General features: G+C 33.7%; 11 protein-coding genes, 2 tRNA genes and 1 pseudogene. 5 read left to right on the plus strand and 9 right to left on the minus strand.

Going from position 1 to position 15,944, the window contains the following annotated elements; genetic code table 11:
- Positions 1 to 180: 180 nt before the first annotated feature.
- Both ATE84_RS07460 and ATE84_RS07465 read right to left on the minus strand, forming a co-directional pair.
- A complete protein-coding gene (locus tag ATE84_RS07460) occupies positions 181 to 2,808 on the minus strand; it encodes an AsmA family protein (RefSeq protein WP_101447202.1) in 2,628 nt (875 codons plus the stop codon).
- A 79-nt stretch (positions 2,809 to 2,887) separates the two neighbouring features.
- The gene (locus tag ATE84_RS07465) at positions 2,888 to 3,595 is read right to left on the minus strand and encodes a queuosine precursor transporter (RefSeq protein WP_369828511.1); all 708 of its coding nucleotides are present in this window, start codon (positions 3,593 to 3,595) and stop codon (positions 2,888 to 2,890) included.
- Positions 3,596 to 3,706: 111 nt separating this feature from the next.
- Between ATE84_RS07465 and folK the strand changes: the two genes are divergently transcribed.
- Positions 3,707 to 4,834: a 2-amino-4-hydroxy-6-hydroxymethyldihydropteridine diphosphokinase gene (gene folK, locus ATE84_RS07470; protein WP_101447204.1), complete on the plus strand. Its 1,128-nt coding sequence runs from the start codon at positions 3,707 to 3,709 to the stop codon at positions 4,832 to 4,834.
- Between the two features lie 2 nt (positions 4,835 to 4,836).
- Here the strand turns inward: folK and ATE84_RS07475 are convergent, their stop codons facing one another.
- The 3 genes from ATE84_RS07475 to ATE84_RS07485 form a co-directional block, all read right to left on the minus strand.
- A complete protein-coding gene (locus tag ATE84_RS07475; protein ID WP_101447206.1) occupies positions 4,837 to 6,165 on the minus strand; it encodes a dipeptidase in 1,329 nt (442 codons plus the stop codon).
- Positions 6,166 to 6,299: 134 nt separating this feature from the next.
- Positions 6,300 to 8,492: a T9SS-dependent choice-of-anchor J family protein gene (locus tag ATE84_RS07480; RefSeq protein WP_101447208.1), complete on the minus strand. Its 2,193-nt coding sequence runs from the start codon at positions 8,490 to 8,492 to the stop codon at positions 6,300 to 6,302.
- Positions 8,493 to 8,666: 174 nt separating this feature from the next.
- Positions 8,667 to 9,200, minus strand: a complete 534-nt coding sequence (locus ATE84_RS07485; protein WP_101447210.1) for an RNA methyltransferase — start codon at positions 9,198 to 9,200, stop codon at positions 8,667 to 8,669.
- A gap of 457 nt (positions 9,201 to 9,657) precedes the next feature.
- On the opposite strand from ATE84_RS07485, the gene mutS reads away from it, so the two are divergent.
- The 3 genes from mutS (at position 9,658) to ATE84_RS07500 (ending at position 12,524) form a co-directional block, all read left to right on the plus strand.
- Positions 9,658 to 12,249: a DNA mismatch repair protein MutS gene (gene mutS, locus ATE84_RS07490; protein ID WP_101450903.1), complete on the plus strand. Its 2,592-nt coding sequence runs from the start codon at positions 9,658 to 9,660 to the stop codon at positions 12,247 to 12,249.
- 97 nt (positions 12,250 to 12,346) lie between these two features.
- A tRNA-Gly gene (locus ATE84_RS07495) sits at positions 12,347 to 12,418 on the plus strand.
- Positions 12,419 to 12,439: 21 nt separating this feature from the next.
- A tRNA-Leu gene (locus ATE84_RS07500) sits at positions 12,440 to 12,524 on the plus strand.
- 299 nt (positions 12,525 to 12,823) lie between these two features.
- Here the strand turns inward: ATE84_RS07500 and ATE84_RS07505 are convergent.
- From ATE84_RS07505 to ATE84_RS07515, 3 genes and pseudogenes are all read right to left on the minus strand, one after another.
- Positions 12,824 to 13,201, minus strand: a complete 378-nt coding sequence (locus ATE84_RS07505) for a hypothetical protein (RefSeq protein ID WP_143273590.1) — start codon at positions 13,199 to 13,201, stop codon at positions 12,824 to 12,826.
- Between the two features lie 27 nt (positions 13,202 to 13,228).
- Positions 13,229 to 13,417, minus strand: a pseudogene (tnpB, locus tag ATE84_RS26795) (IS66 family insertion sequence element accessory protein TnpB); the annotation flags it as partial.
- Positions 13,418 to 13,551: 134 nt separating this feature from the next.
- On the minus strand, positions 13,552 to 14,427 hold the full coding sequence (locus ATE84_RS07515) for a helix-turn-helix domain-containing protein (protein ID WP_158237203.1): 876 nt from the start codon (positions 14,425 to 14,427) through the stop codon (positions 13,552 to 13,554).
- A gap of 10 nt (positions 14,428 to 14,437) precedes the next feature.
- On the opposite strand from ATE84_RS07515, the gene ATE84_RS26725 reads away from it, so the two are divergent.
- A complete protein-coding gene (locus ATE84_RS26725) occupies positions 14,438 to 14,560 on the plus strand; it encodes a hypothetical protein (protein WP_255411994.1) in 123 nt (40 codons plus the stop codon).
- 318 nt (positions 14,561 to 14,878) lie between these two features.
- Here the strand turns inward: ATE84_RS26725 and ATE84_RS07520 are convergent, their stop codons facing one another.
- Complete coding sequence (locus tag ATE84_RS07520; RefSeq protein ID WP_101447218.1) at positions 14,879 to 15,463, minus strand: GNAT family N-acetyltransferase; 585 nt, start codon at positions 15,461 to 15,463, stop codon at positions 14,879 to 14,881.
- Positions 15,464 to 15,944 lie beyond the last annotated feature (481 nt).

Consider the following 15,944-nt stretch of genomic DNA (forward strand, 5'->3'; position numbering starts at 1 on the left):
ATATGTATACTTATATTGTAGGTATAAGATTACTAAATTGTTAACGTATCTTTAATAGGCGTATTGCTCCTATAGCTAGGAGTTTATTAAAAAAAGATGTTAATAACTTTAGGATTTATGATATAAATCGAGAAGTTCTATGCTAAGCAAGTGTTCATTGAAATTCTTTTCTACGTGCTGTTAATTCTTTGTTTTTGTAGAATCTTTTTTCTTTTTCTTACCTAAAAAACCTCCTAAAATATTTTTTGCAGTGTTTTTTAGTGTTTCTTCGGTGTTGTTTGAATTCGTTTTAGGAGAATCAGTTTGTTTTTTAGAATTTCCTAATAGATCTGTTAATACTTCTTGACCCTTGCCGATAAGTTCTCCTTTTACTTTTTCTTTCTGTTTGTTTACTATTTGCTGTGTGAGTTGTTTTATGGCTAGATCTGTATCTAAGTTAATCTTTGGATTTTTAAAATTACCAGTGAGTCCAATTGGTAGTCCAACAGTCATAGTGTTGGCTTCTTTTTGATCAAGTTGTGAGATTAAATTTCCAACCTCACTACCTAGATATTTGGCAGGCACATCTAGTTTGATATTATAATTCATGTTTTGTTCAAAACTATGATCCCCACCAGCAGTAACCTTTATCCCCTGGACATCAAACTCAAATGGTTTTACATTAATTTTTCCATCATCAAAACTCAGATGTGTTTTAATGTTTTTTAGATTCAATTGATCTATTTCTACAAAATTAAGCTGGTTATCTAAGGTAGATAAAAACGGAGTCTTAGTTGTAGAGACCTGTGCATTAAGAATTTCGGCAAGTGCTTTACCTTTTAATGAGGTTAAAACGGGAATGAGATTTTCATTGAGATTACCATTCAAATTAATTTTAGTAGTCAGGTTACCAGTAAGCGCTTTTGCTATCGGGGCTAAGCCTTTTATTAATTCTAAATTGTTAAAAGATTTTACGATATCAATTTTACTTAAATCCAGAGCCATATCAAAAGTTGGAACTTTAGATTTAGTAGATACGTTACCATTAAGAGCCATCCCTCCATCAAAAATATTAGAAGTTACGTTTTCTAAGTAGGCAGTTTCATCTTTTATTTTTACTGTTCCTTTTGTGTTCTGTAACTCTAAGTTATCGTAGAAAACTTTTTTGGTATCAAAATTTAATGTAGCATCCAGAAAAGAAGGGATTCTCATAGTTTCATCTTCTGTTGTGCTTGCGACCTCTTCTTCGGACTCTTGTTCACTCATCATAAAATCATCTACAGCAAACACATTAGAGTTTACATCAAAATTCCCTTTTAGATCTTGCTTTGCAAATAAGAATCCCATAAGGTTTTGAATAGTACCTGTAGCAGAAAGATCTGATCTACCTGTAGTTGCCTGCATTTTGTCTAATGAAATGGTTTCTGGGGTAAAGCTTACATTAGCATTTTCAATTTTTATTTCATTAGGTGTGTCATCAGAAGCATATGTAAATTGAGAAATACTGGCAGTACCCGAGCTCTTTATATTTTGATATTGTTCTTTTTCTAAAGATTGCATATCAAAACTGGTTTTGACATCTGCATTAACAATCCCATTTAACTTTTCTTCCAGTTGTAGGGGGTATGCCTGATTTAGATTAGCTAGGTTTAATGTGCCTTTTAGCATCATGTCTACAATCATGTTTTTAGTTAGATTTCGCAGACTACCTTTGGCAGCAAAAGAATCCTGATCTATTTTAAAAGTTAGGTTGTCAATATTTATATAGGTATCATCAACCAATCCGGTTTCATTCTTGATCTGAGTGTCGATATTTATATTTTTAACACCTTTAGGTAAATCAGGGTATTTAAAAGAAGCATTACTCGAAGCGATCTTGATATCCATTTTTGGGATATAAGTATCATCAGATTTCCCTTTAATAATTCCATTAATAGAAAAGTCTCCGCTGGTTTGTACTCCATCCAGGTTTTTGACATAAGTTTCAGGAATAACAGCAAGGAAATTCTTAAAATCAGATGAAGGAGTCTTAAAACTAAGATCTACATCGGTATATTTTTCGAATAACTGAACATATCCAGCAAACTCAAGAGGCAATCGGTTAATCTGAGCTTTGTTTTCTTTAAAAGAATAACGCTGATTCTCAAGATCTAATTCTATTTGAGCATCAAGTTGTAATTTGTTTTTGTTCAGATACTTAGTGCCATCGAGATTTAATGAGGCTTCTGTATTTGTTTTTGTATCTAAGATTATTTTCTCTCCAGAGATCGATCCATCACCACTATGATTAAGATCAGTCATAGCCAATAGAGTTTTACTCACATCATCTCTAAATAGAATTTTACTGTCATTTATTTCATAATGATCCAAAGCAAAGGTGAAAGCACCACTTTCTTCTTCCGGTTGAGTTTCTGCAACATCTTCCTGTTTTCTAACGATATCAACATTAGAATTTCCTAATGAATCTGTTTTGATTGCAATATTGGCTTCATCAATTACTATTTTTTGAACACTAATAGGTTCTGAAGCGTTTTTAAATAACTCTTTGATAGACATATCCAGAGCGATTTTTTTAGAATATGCAAGAGTATCTCCCTCAAAAGGGGCGTAATTGATAATTGAAAGTTCATCGATAACCACAGATGCCTGAGGGAAACTCCTGATGAGACTGATATCCAAATTTGCAAAGTCTACTTTTGCATGCACATGCTCATTCACCAGATAGCGTACCTTATCCTGGATAGTTCCTTTAAATAAAAAAGGAATTGAGATGATACCTATAATAAGGAGTAGTAAAAAAATACCAAGAATTTTGAGGACTTTTTTCATGATAAAAATAACTTTGAGATAAAGTAACGATTTACAAAGATACGATCTTACTTTTTTTAAGTTAACTATTTGTTAGATTTTAAATTTCCAGAGCTAATTCACCACCCTGTTTTAGCTTAAATCGTTTTCTTATAACATAGACGCACAGGTATAAAATTGGGGTGTCTAGTGCGGCGACCAATATTTTAAACAAAAAGCCATTAAGTAATAATATTCCAAAACGATCCCATTCTATGATGCCAGTAGAGCATAGTAATAAAAGAACTGTTAGTGTGTCTACAAACTGAGAGGAAAAAGTAGAAAAATTATTTCGCAACCACAGGTGTTTTCCTTTAGTGACACGTTTCCAAAAATGAAAAATCTGGATATCGATATATTGCGCAAAGAGATAAGCCATCATTGATGCAAATACAGCAATTACTGTAGCACCAAAAACCTGATTAAATATTTCATCATTTATAGGAGACCAGGCTGTAGCAGGAACCGAAGATGAAGCATATACAATGAGTAATGAAAAAAAAGATGCAAAAATACCAGCAGTAACAATTTGATTGGCTTTCTTCTTACCAAATACTTCACTAATAATATCTGTGATCAAAAAAGTAATAGGGTATGGTAGAATCCCTACAGAAATTTCAAAAGTATATACTCCAAAAAAATCCCAATAAAAGAATTTTTGAAAAATAAGATTAGATACTACTAATGATGAAATGAAAAGCGCACCAAGTATCAGGTATATTCGATAGGCTACACGTTTGTTTTTTAAATTCAGAGGAGTTTCTGTCAAAATAAAAGAATAGTTAACAATAGTTCGCACAAAAATAAGGCGAAGTGATTTTGTTTTGTTTAATTTGCCCTAAAAATAAGGAGTTCTGGTCAGAATATAAAAAAACTAATATTGAAAACATCCCGTTTGTTACATATTTCATTAGGAAGTAATATAGGAAATCGCATGGATTTTCTACAGAATGCTGTTAATGAAATATATGAAACAATAGGAGATGTAGTTTCAATTTCTAGAGTATATCAAACTCCGGCCTGGGGATTTAATAGTGATGATTTTTATAATGCTTGTATTACAACACGTACTTTTCTTTCTGAAACTGAAGTGTTGACGATTTTGTTAGGAATCGAAAATTCTCTGGGTAGAAATAGAACAGGTGGAAAAGGGTATGAGGCAAGAACGATTGACCTAGATATTATTTTCTCTTCGGAAGGAAATATAGAAACCAAAGAATTGATAATTCCACACCCAGCAATGCAGGATCGAAAATTTGTGTTAGAACCACTTGCAGAGATTGCAGGAGGTGTGGTGCATTCAAAATTAAAGCAAACCGTAAAGCAATTATTAGACAATACTTCTGATGATTCAAAAGTGACTTTGGTTGGTGAGAAAATAATTAATCCAAAAGAAAAGTATGCCTTGTCTCGCTTTCAATTCTTAACTGTCGAAGGGAATATTGGGGCTGGTAAAACAAGTTTGGCACAATTGATAGCTCAAGAGTTTAATGCAAAACTTATTCTGGAACGTTTTGCAGATAATCCTTTTTTACCAAAATTTTATGAGGATATGGAGCGTTATGCTTTTCCTCTCGAGATGTCTTTTCTTGCAGATCGTTATCAACGTTTGCAGGATGATATTGCTCAATTTGATTTGTTTAAAGATTTTGTAGTGAGTGATTATGATGTATTTAAATCATTAATTTTTGCTAAGGTTACTTTACAATCAGAAGAGTTTATGCTGTACAAAAAAGTATTTGACTTGATGTATAGAAATTTGACTAAACCCGGACTGTATGTGTATTTGTATCAAGATACAGAGCGTCTTTTAAAAAATATTAAAAAAAGAGGTAGAGACTATGAGCAAAAAATCCCTGCAGAATATTTGGATAAGATCAATAAGGGATATTTGCAATTCATAAAATCACAACCACAATTTAATATAAGAGTAATCGATGTATCTGAACGGGATTTTATAGCAAACCGATCTGATTATATTTCGATTATCGAAGAGATCTCAAAATAATATTATCCTGCTTGATTTAGCTCTTTTGCTACTTTTTGCACTTCATCAAGAACACGTAGTAGGTTTCCGCTCCATAACTTTTCGATTTGTTCTTCTGTATATCCCCGTTTTACCAGTTCTAGAGTTACGTTAAAAGTTTCAGAAGCATTACTCCAACCTTCAATACCACCGCCTCCATCAAAATCAGAACTAATCCCTACATGATCAATACCAATTTTGTTAACCATATAATCAATGTGATTCACAAAATCCATGAGATCTACAGCAGGAGGAAGATTATCTATTTTTTTTACTTTTTCTCTTTGAATCGTTAGCATTTTCATATAAAAATCATAGTACTTTTCTTTTTCTTCGGCACTTAGTTTGGCTACTTCTTTTCGTTCTATCCAAGTCGCTCCCATAGAATCAGCAATCTGCTTGGCTATTTCTACTTCTTTCTCATTTCGTTTTTCAAACTTTTCTGTATTCAGGTATGAGGTAAAAGCTACGGTTTGAATGACACCTCCATTTTCTTTTAACCATTGCAATTGTTCATCATCTAGATTTCTACTATGATCACATAATGCTCTTGCAGAAGAGTGAGAAGCAATGATCGGAGCTTTGGTGAGTTTGATCATTTGTCGCATAGATTCTTTAGAAGGGTGGGAAACATCAATCATGATCCCTATTTTGTTCATTTCTGTAATCACTTCTTTCCCCAGATCACTTAAGCCATTATGTAGCCAAATGTCATCTGCTTCACCAGTATTAGAATCACAAAGTTGGCTATGTCCATTATGAGAAAGCGACATATATCTGGCGCCAAGATCATGAAATTTCTTTACGTTGCTGATATCGGTTCCTACGGGATATCCATTTTCGATACCAATCATAGCTACTTTCTTTCCTTTTTTGTGGATACGACGAACATCATCTGATGTTAAGGCCAATTCAATTTGATCTGGTGCAATTTCTTCTGCTAATTTATGGATAGCTTTAAATTTTGACATGGCTATTTCATGTGCTTTTTCATAGCCAGTAGTGGTTAGTGAATCCTGTCCGGTATAAACAATAAACCAGGCAACATCTAATCCTCCCTTTTTCATTTTTGGTAAAGTGATTTGCGAGTTAAGATCCTGGGTGTAGTTAATAGAATCCGTAAAGTTTTTTACGTTGATATCACAATGGGTGTCGAGGGTAATGACGTTGTTATGAATCTCTTTTGCTTTAGCAATAAGTTGATCCTCTGTAGCGGTTGATTGATCTTCTGTAGAAGTATCTTTTTTCATATTTTCTTGTTTGCATGAAAATAGAAGCAGTGTAATAGCAACAAAAGTTGAAATTTTTTTCATGATTAGATATGATTATGTGTTTAATAGCTCCTTAAACTTACAAAACAAATTCCAGATGATATTTTGGGTAATAAAAACTGCCCGAAAACAAATTCTCGGGCAGTTGGGGTATATTCAACAAAAATAAACAAATCTTATCTTTTGATAAACTTTTGGGTTGCCTGTCCTTCTCTGTTTTTTATGATTATAAAGTAGACACCGTTACTTAGATTACTAACATCATAGGAAGTGGTTTCATTGTTAGAATCGACCACGTCAATTGTTTTTCCTAGAAAATCAGTGATAGTGATTTGTGATGCTCCTTCACTTTTAGAAAATCCGGGGTATTGAATCGATAAAGAGCCCGAAGTGATAGGATTGGGGTAGATACTTATCTTTCGATTTACTGTATAGGTATTGTTATCAGCGAGGTCACTATCGGCAGAACCAGAAGTAATTTTTAAATTATCTATAGCCATATCACTTCTGTAACTAGATCCCGTAGTTCCTTTGAGTTGCAATTTTACTGTAGACCCACTATAAGCAGATAAGCTTACGGTTTGAGAACTCCAACTATTCCCTTGGTTTCCATTTTTGCTCCAGGCAGTAGTCCAGTTTGCACCATCATTGGTGGATACACGTACCTCTAAAGTGCCCATATTTGACCCATACATGTGATAATCAAAACTAAGTTGTGCATTTGATTCATTGGTTAAATCGATACAAGGGCTTGTTAATAAAGCTATTTTATTAGGGAATCCATTTCCGTTACCAGAAGCTTCAGTAAAGATGTAATTACTACCGTTAGTTGCAGAAGAAGGTCCTGTACTAGAGGATGGTGTACCATTGCTGTCAACTGTCCAGTTTATATTATCACTGGTTTCTTGTGTCCATTCACCTACTCCTGATTCAAAACTTTCATTATAAGGAAAACTAGTAATCCCATTACAAGAAGAGGGATTAGTTGTGGATGTCTTGATTTTGATGTTGTCAATTGCCATGTCACTTTTCCAACTAGCTCCAGTTGTTCCTTTAAATTGTAATCTGATCACACCAGAATATCCCGAAAGGCTAATGCTTGCTTGATTCCAGGTGTCTCCTTTTGCTCCGTTTTTTGACCATATAGAGGTATAAGATGTTCCGTCATTGGTACTTACCAAAACTTCTATAGTTCCTATATCGCTCCCTAACATGTGGTATCCGAATTCTAGAGACATATCACTGGCTTGGCTTAAATCGATACATGGGCTGTTTAATATTGCTGTTTTGTTTGGGCTTCCAGGCGGAGTTACATTTGTAGATGCTTCTGTATAAAGATAGAAAGAACCGTTTTGAGCTGTTGAAGGCCCTGTTCCTGTTGAAGGAGTCCCGTTAGAGTCTCTTGTCCACTCAATATCATCTCCTGTAGCATTGGTCCAATCTCCTAATCCGGATTCAAAACTTTCGCTGTACGGGAAGTTGTTAATAGTAGTACATGCTGGAGGGTTGGTTGAGTTGATTAGATAGGCTCTGTCTGATTCTAATGATGCTACAATTGCATCTTGTTGTTGTGTAGAGAAACCTCCAGTACGACAACTTTTGCGAGTGTAAGACATCACATTATTTACATCAGGCTGGTATTGATCTCCATTAGCGTCTGTTGCTGTTCCGGTATAATTACAACTTGAGTTAACAAGACTACTAAGTCTTGGATCCGCAGGGGTATCACAGAAAAAATCTCCTGCAGAAGAACAATTTGTTCGTTTTACAAGCTCTCTTCCGCTAGATGTGGAATGAGTATGTAGAACCGAAAAATAATGCCCCAATTCATGAGAAGAAGTAGAGCCGTTTTGTGAGCAAGAAGTAGCTAATATTGCTCGATTTCCGGTACCAGGAAATTTGGCAAATCCACAGATAGAAGAACTTCCTGAAGTTACTTTAGAAAAGTAAAAAATATTAATAGCTTCTGCTACTTCATATTGCACTAGTTGGCTATCATTACTTTTGTTGAAGGAAGGATTCCAACTGCTGTTATCTATAAATTTTGTAGGCGCATATTCATGAAACGAAATATTCATAGGAGCATATGTTGCATTTAACTCGTCCATTACATTTTGAATCTGTGCGCTAGACACTGCCGGAGAACCGCCACTAGAATTACGCGAAACATGATGCTGTATAGGTAGTGATACGGGAGTTGCTAAAGCCTTACTGCCGTTATCGGTAATAGATTTAAGTCGCTTAAGCATAAAGTTTTTGTAATTTTTTGGAGGAGTTGCTCCGCATTCTGATTCTTGAGCGAATCCGAATTGTACTGTTGTTAACATCACGAGTGAGAGAAAAACAACTATCTGTTTTCTTAATTCCATAAGGTTGAGTTTGGTTATTTGTTACTTTTTTTTAACAGTTCTTATTAATAAAGACGTAAAAAAACCAAATAACCCTTATGAAATTATAATTTATGTTAAAAATATGATAATATAGAAATGGGATTTTGTTCTTGAAAAGGAGTGATAGATATAGTTGTTTTGTTTCAGGATTTTCTACAACTTATTAAACAGATCCCAGATTATGACTCCTGCGCTAACCGAAATATTAAGAGAATGTTTACTACCGTATTGAGGGATTTCAATAACAGTATCACTTTCAGAAACAACTTGCTGCTGAACGCCTTTAACTTCATTACCAAAGATGATTGCATATTTTTGGTTAGACTCTGGAGTAAAATCGTTTAGCATAATTGCATTTTCTGCTTGCTCGATAGATAGGATTTTTATGTGTTGAGACTTAAGATCCTGTACTAGTTGTAATGTGTCTTTTTGGTGTTCCCAATCAACGGTGTCGGTTGCTCCTAATGCAGTTTTTTGGATGTCTTTATGAGGAGGAGTAGCGGTTATGCCACAGAGGTATATTTTTTCAATTAAAAATGCATCAGCAGTTCTGAATACCGATCCGATATTATTTAAACTTCGAATATTATCCAGAATGATAATTAGAGGAGTTTTTTTTGATCCTTTAAATTCTTCTACGGTCTTGCGATCGAGTTCGCTATTTTTGAGTTTTCTGTTCATTTCCATTAGTGCAAAAGTATCATTTATTGTCATTCCGGCGTAGACCGGAATCCAAATTGGAGATAAAATTTTAAGACTTTAGTCCTAAATAGTGCTGATTCCTTTACAATTATCCCATTCCCAGCCTTTCTCAGATAGGGAAAGAATTAAAAGTTCTTCCTCTAGAGGAAGATTTAGATTGGATGAGTGTTGAAAATCAAGCTTATAAACGTTTATATAATTTCAATGTAATTTTAGATTAGAACCAATTTTGATTAAGATGGATCTCAGTCTACACAGGGGTGACAATTCTGTTCTACATACTAACCTCTAAAAATGAACTACTCTATTGTAGAATTGTGAATAAAATTGAATAACTCCTAAAGTGTATATTTTAAAAAAGATGGAAGAATAGCTACTTTAGCATGATTCATAAAATTATACTTCATTGGCAGCAAAAAACGGTAAAAAGGTAACTCCATTAATGAAACAATACAATGCGATTAAGGCTAAGTATCCTGATGCATTATTATTGTTTAGAGTAGGTGATTTTTATGAAACTTTTGGGGCAGATGCAATCAAAGCTGCGGCTATTTTGAATATTGTTTTAACCAAAAGAGGTAATGGTAGTGAGCAGGAAACAGCATTGGCCGGATTTCCGCATCATTCTTTAAACACGTATTTACCAAAATTGGTTAAAGCTGGTGAGCGAGTTGCTATCTGTGATCAGTTAGAAGATCCTAAGCAGACCAAAACTATTGTTAAGCGAGGTGTAACAGAACTTGTAACTCCTGGAGTTGCACTTAATGATGAGGTGTTACAGAGCAAAACCAATAATTTTTTATGTGCATTGCACTATGGGAAGAAAGAATTGGGAGTAGCATTTCTTGATGTTTCTACAGGAGAATTTCTTACCGCTCAGGGTGATGTAGCTCATATGGATAAGTTGATGCAAAACTTTAGTCCTAGTGAAGTTCTGATTAGCAAGCCAAAAAAGAAAGATTTTGAACAAGATTTTGGTCATGACTTTCATACATTCTTTATGGAAGATTGGGTATTTAAACCTGATTATGCAGATGAGACTGTAAACAAACATTTTGAGACAAAGACATTAAAAGGATTTGGGGTAGATCATTTGCAGGAAGGTGTTATAGCTGCTGGTGTAATTCTTCATTACCTTGGAGAAACCCAACATCATAAATTAAAACATATTACAGGAATCCAGCGTATTGCAGAAGATCAGTATATCTGGATGGACCGTTTTACGATACGTAATCTTGAACTATATCATGCCAATGCCGCAAATGCAGTAACTCTTCTTGATGTTATAGATAAAACGATCTCACCAATGGGTGGTCGTACATTAAAACGTTGGTTAGCCCTACCACTTAAGAATATTTCTGCCATTCAAAAGCGTCATGAAGTGGTGCAGTTTTTCTTGGATGATAACACATTGCATCAGAAAATTCAGCATCAGATTAAGCAGATAGGAGATATTGAACGATTGATTTCTAAGGTAGCTACCGGAAAAGTAAACCCCCGTGAGGTTATTCAACTTAAAAACTCTTTGGAGGCTATTGTGCCTATAAAATCACAGGCATCAAATAGCGATAATGATGCATTAAGAGTAATAGGAGAGACTCTTAACGATTGTGAGTTGTTGCGTAATAAGATTAAGGAAACTCTAAATGAGGAAGCTCCGGTAAATGTATTGAAAGGAAATACGATTGCGAATGGGTATTTAGAAGAGTTAGATGAGTTGAGATCTATTGCTTTTTCTGGAAAAGATTATTTAGACAAAATGCTGGAGCGAGAAACGGAAGCTACTGGTATTACATCTTTAAAAATAGCTTCGAATAATGTGTTTGGGTATTATATCGAGGTTCGAAATACACATAAAGATAAAGTCCCTGATACCTGGATTCGTAAACAAACCCTGGTAAATGCAGAACGTTATATTACAGAAGAACTCAAGGAATATGAAGCCAAAATTCTTGGAGCCGAGGAGAAAATATTAGCACTAGAGCAACAGTTGTTCGGTGATCTTGTTCTTTGGATGAATGAGTATATCAAACCAGTACAGCTAAATGCTACTCTGATTGGCCAACTAGATTGTTTATGTTCTTTTGCTCAGTTAGCCACAGAGAATCAATATGTGCGACCTTTAATCGATGACTCTTATGATTTAGAAATTAAAAATGGTCGACACCCTGTGATCGAAAAGCAATTACCTCCTGGGGAACAGTATATTGCTAATGATGTTGTATTGGATAGAGAGCATCAACAGATTATTATGATTACCGGCCCTAATATGAGTGGTAAATCTGCAATATTAAGACAGACAGCATTGATTGTATTGTTGGCGCAAATGGGATGTTTTGTTCCTGCAGAAGAAGCAAAAATAGGAGTAGTTGATAAAATATTTACTAGAGTAGGAGCAAGCGATAATATCTCTATGGGAGAATCTACATTTATGGTAGAGATGAATGAGACTGCTAGTATTTTGAATAATATATCTGATCGTAGTTTGGTGTTGTTAGATGAGATTGGTCGAGGAACCAGTACTTATGATGGGATATCTATTGCCTGGGCAATTAGTGAATTCTTACACGAGCATCCAGCAAAACCAAAGACTTTATTTGCAACACATTATCACGAGTTAAATGAAATGTGTGAGACTTTTGGTCGTATTAAAAACTATAACGTATCGATAAAAGAATTAAAAGATACTGTTCTTTTCTTACGTAAATTAGTTCCTGGAGGTAGTGAACATAGTTTTGGTATTCATGTAGCAAAGATGGCAGGAATGCCTCAACAAGTATTACATAGGGCAAATAAAATGCTTAAAAAGCTTGAGAAATCGCATAGTAGTGAAGAGCTTACCGATAAGATTAAAGGGATGCAGGAAGAAGATAAGGTGCAACTAAGTTTCTTTAATTTAGATGATCCATTACTCGAAGAAATCAAGGAAGAAATTCTGGATATTGATATTGATACGCTTACTCCGGTAGAAGCATTAATGAAGCTTAATGAGATTAAACGCATGTTAACCAGGAAGAAAGCATCACAGGTGTAAAAAAAATCATTCTTTTTTGTAAAAAGACTTTGGTATTAATAGAATTGTTTTAAATTTGCATCCGCAATAACGAGTTGCGAAGTTCTTAAAACATACTGCGAAAGTAGCTCAGGGGTAGAGCATCACCTTGCCAAGGTGAGGGTCGCGGGTTCAAATCCCGTCTTTCGCTCTGAGATAAAATATATACCAAGCTGAAGTGGTGGAATTGGTAGACACGTTGGACTTAAAATCCAATGGCCTGTAAGGCCGTGCGGGTTCAAGTCCCGCCTTCAGTACTAAACGGGACGAATCTCTTAATTGAGCTTTCGTCCCGTTTTTATTTTGTTTCATTTGATCTGATAATGAAGGGATTATCCCGAAAATGAAATTCACACGATTAGTTCGATAACAGTCACTTCGGTGATCAAATAAGATTCCGTCTGGAAATACCATATGTTGGATGACCTTTTTAGTTTTCAGATTCCCTAAGCTCTACAATTTATGTAAGTTAGTAGAAAGATTCACCTCGATTTCAACGGATTTTTGAAGGTTCGATAAGTTAAAGTCGCTTTTGGAAGAAGATATTTTTATTTCCTCAAGTTCTTTTCTTTACCAGACTTGCTGGGGTATATTCTAAAGTTTCCGTTACTTCCTCGCCAATTTTGGTAAGACTTGAAGTATTTTCTTCCGGTTCAAGGACTACTTCCCATACAACAAGGTGTTCTGGTAGTGCATTAGGACCTTGGTGTTTCTTCTTATCACGAGTATAAGTAATGGTTTCTTGCTTAGACTCTTCTACTAGAGTTGTAGTAGCTTCCGAGAATAAGGATAATTGGTCTAGGAATATTTCCTGTAAAAAACGTTCTGATTTAAAACCATTGATAAGTTTATAGAGACCAGCCAACTGTTCCTGTAAAGAAGCTATTGTCTTCTTTTGGGATTCATATCCGGCAAGTAACTCTTGATAGGTCATAACAATGACCAAAATAATAAACAACTGCTAAACCAACAGAGGTTTTTGCATTTTGTTATACCTTTTTCTACGCTGGATATTAGTAATAGACACTCCGTCAATTAACAAAACTAATTGTGAATAATCTAAAACAAGGCTAGCAGTAATCTGATCATAAATTGGTAATTCAAAACTACCCTGTTTTAAACGTTTATAATACAATACAAAACCGCCTGCTTGCCAATGTAACTGCGAAGCTTATTGACAAAATAATAGTAACAGAAAATCTAATCAAGATGCATTTGGACGGATGGATACGTTATTCGGTCAAAGAGTAAAATATAATTTTCTATTATAGCCATTAGATCTTATTATTTTTTTGGTAATTCCTTCAAATATTCAGATGGTTTTTTTTCTGTTACTTTTCGAAAAGCACGGGAGAAAGCTTCTGCGTTATTAAAACCTACCTCTTCTGCCAAATGTTTTACGTTGTAATTTCTTAATTTGGTATTTGACTGGAGTAATTTAATTGTGTAATTGATCCTTAGTTGGTTGATATAGGTATTAAAATTTAAGTTTTTATGATCATTTATTGTTTTGGATAAGTATTTCGTGTTAGTTTTGAGTTTGTTTGCCAATTCTTTTATGCTTAATCCTTTTTTTAGAAAGCCTTTTGTTTCTTCAAAATTATTCAAAGCTTCTAGAATTTCATCAGCAATATTCTTTGGAATTTCATTTTGGCTATTATTGATGACCTGATTTGATTTTTCCTTATTTTCCGTAGTAATTAATGATATTAGTTCTGCGCGATTTTTAATTTTAATTTTTCTGAAAATGTTGGATACATGTTTTAAAACAGTTTCTTCAGAAAGGTAAATTTCGTTACTTATTTTATAATAATCATATCCTTTAATCATAAGTAGCATAATTTCTCTTTCTACACTCGATAATCCATACAAATCAATTATGTAATTATGTCTAAGACTATTAGTATTTGCAGAACCCTTTTGCAACTTTGAGAGTAATTTTTGTTCAATCTTTGAATTATGGATTTGATGTCTTACATATGATAATGCCACAGCAAAATAACCAGCACTAAATGCAGAATGTTCTATAGGTTGATTATCTCCGCAAATTAAAATTACAAGAGGTAATGCTAAAATGCTCATCATTCCTATTCCTCCTGAGAGAATTCTATATTTATAATGAAGGTTTTTTGAAGCGATATAGTCCTTAGTAAGGAACAAAATTATATTTATGAGACAACCTAGTGCCAGAAAAATTGGCAGTACTAAGAAAATATTTCTGGATAAACTTAAATTTTCGGTTATTATATATGGTAATAAGAAAAGAATAATAAAAGATAATACAAGTGAGTAAATGATATTTTTAATATTTAAAAACCGTATAGGTTTAATATTGTGTTCATTATAAATAAAATACAGGAAATATATTGCTGTGCTAATTCCAATGGTCCAAGCAATAATATTTTGATAGAGTATACGTATTGGAATATTTTGATCCGGTACTAACCCAGAAATAGTATTGTAGAGAAAAAACAATAGTGTTAAAATAAGAAAGCGAAGTCTCGACTTGCTATCGGGCTTCAATAAAAAATATATTAGCTGAAATGATAATATAAGAGCCTGAAAAATTAAATAGATAAATGTGGTTATATGTATTTCTGTTCCGAGCATGCTACTTTTCGTATTTTAAAAAAAATAAAGGATAATTCAATGTATGGGTATTGTCAAAAATGTTAAAACCATTTTTAGTATAAAACTTTAGGTTACTCTGTGTAGTGGTTTCCAGATAAATTGGCTTGGTTGAGTTTTTATATTTTTCTAAAACTTCTGACAACAGTTTTTGCCCAACACCTTCACCTTGGGATTCAGGAGTAACTGCCATTAGCCAAAAATGTATAAATGGTACTTTTGGATGTTTTTTTTTAAGTTGAGATTCACGTTTTAAAACTTTTATTACATTTTGAATCCCAATAGAGTAAAAAGCAAGTTTGATTTCCCACAAAAGTGAAGAAAGACCTACTCTTTTCGTCTCAGGAAACAGTAATAGTATACAACCCTTTTTATCATCGCTTAACCATATTTCGCCAAATTTCAGCGCCACGTTAAATTGGTATTCCATTAAATACCGAAGTCGGGCAGGGCGTTTTTGATCCTGTTTTGCTACAAAATTTATGGAATTGGGAAATTCTAATTTAATAAAAGTGTTCCATAACAGGTTCGTTATGATTTCTTTATCTTCTTTAGAAGCTTTGATCATGCAGAATTAAGTTGATTAATGTAATCAAATAACGTTTTTTTTTTATTAAATGTGTCAAATTACTATTAATAATCAACAATTTACATTTAATTTTAAACACGTTTTTCCGGGAATTGCAGGTTTTGATTCACGAAATACGTTTATATTTTATTGCGTTAAATTCGAATTAAGTGTAATTTTCCGCAACAGTGTAATGGTAATCCGTTTATTGGTATGAGCGTCTTTTTAACATAACTAATTAACCATATGATCTTAATGTTAAAATGGAGTTAATATTCAATTTGCGAGGTAATATTTGAACCACCATTGATACTTACTTATACTGTCCAATGTTTTTTTGGATTTCGTTTAAATATTTAGACCTGCTTTTAAGAATGATTTTATAGATTTCTTAAAACAGGATATAAAAAAGCACTCTTATATTTCTAAAGAAATAGATCCTGGGGGTGCAAGTGGCGAAGCCATACAAATATTTTAATAA

It is taken from the genome of Aquimarina sp. MAR_2010_214, assembly GCF_002846555.1.
GTDB lineage: Bacteria > Bacteroidota > Bacteroidia > Flavobacteriales > Flavobacteriaceae > Aquimarina.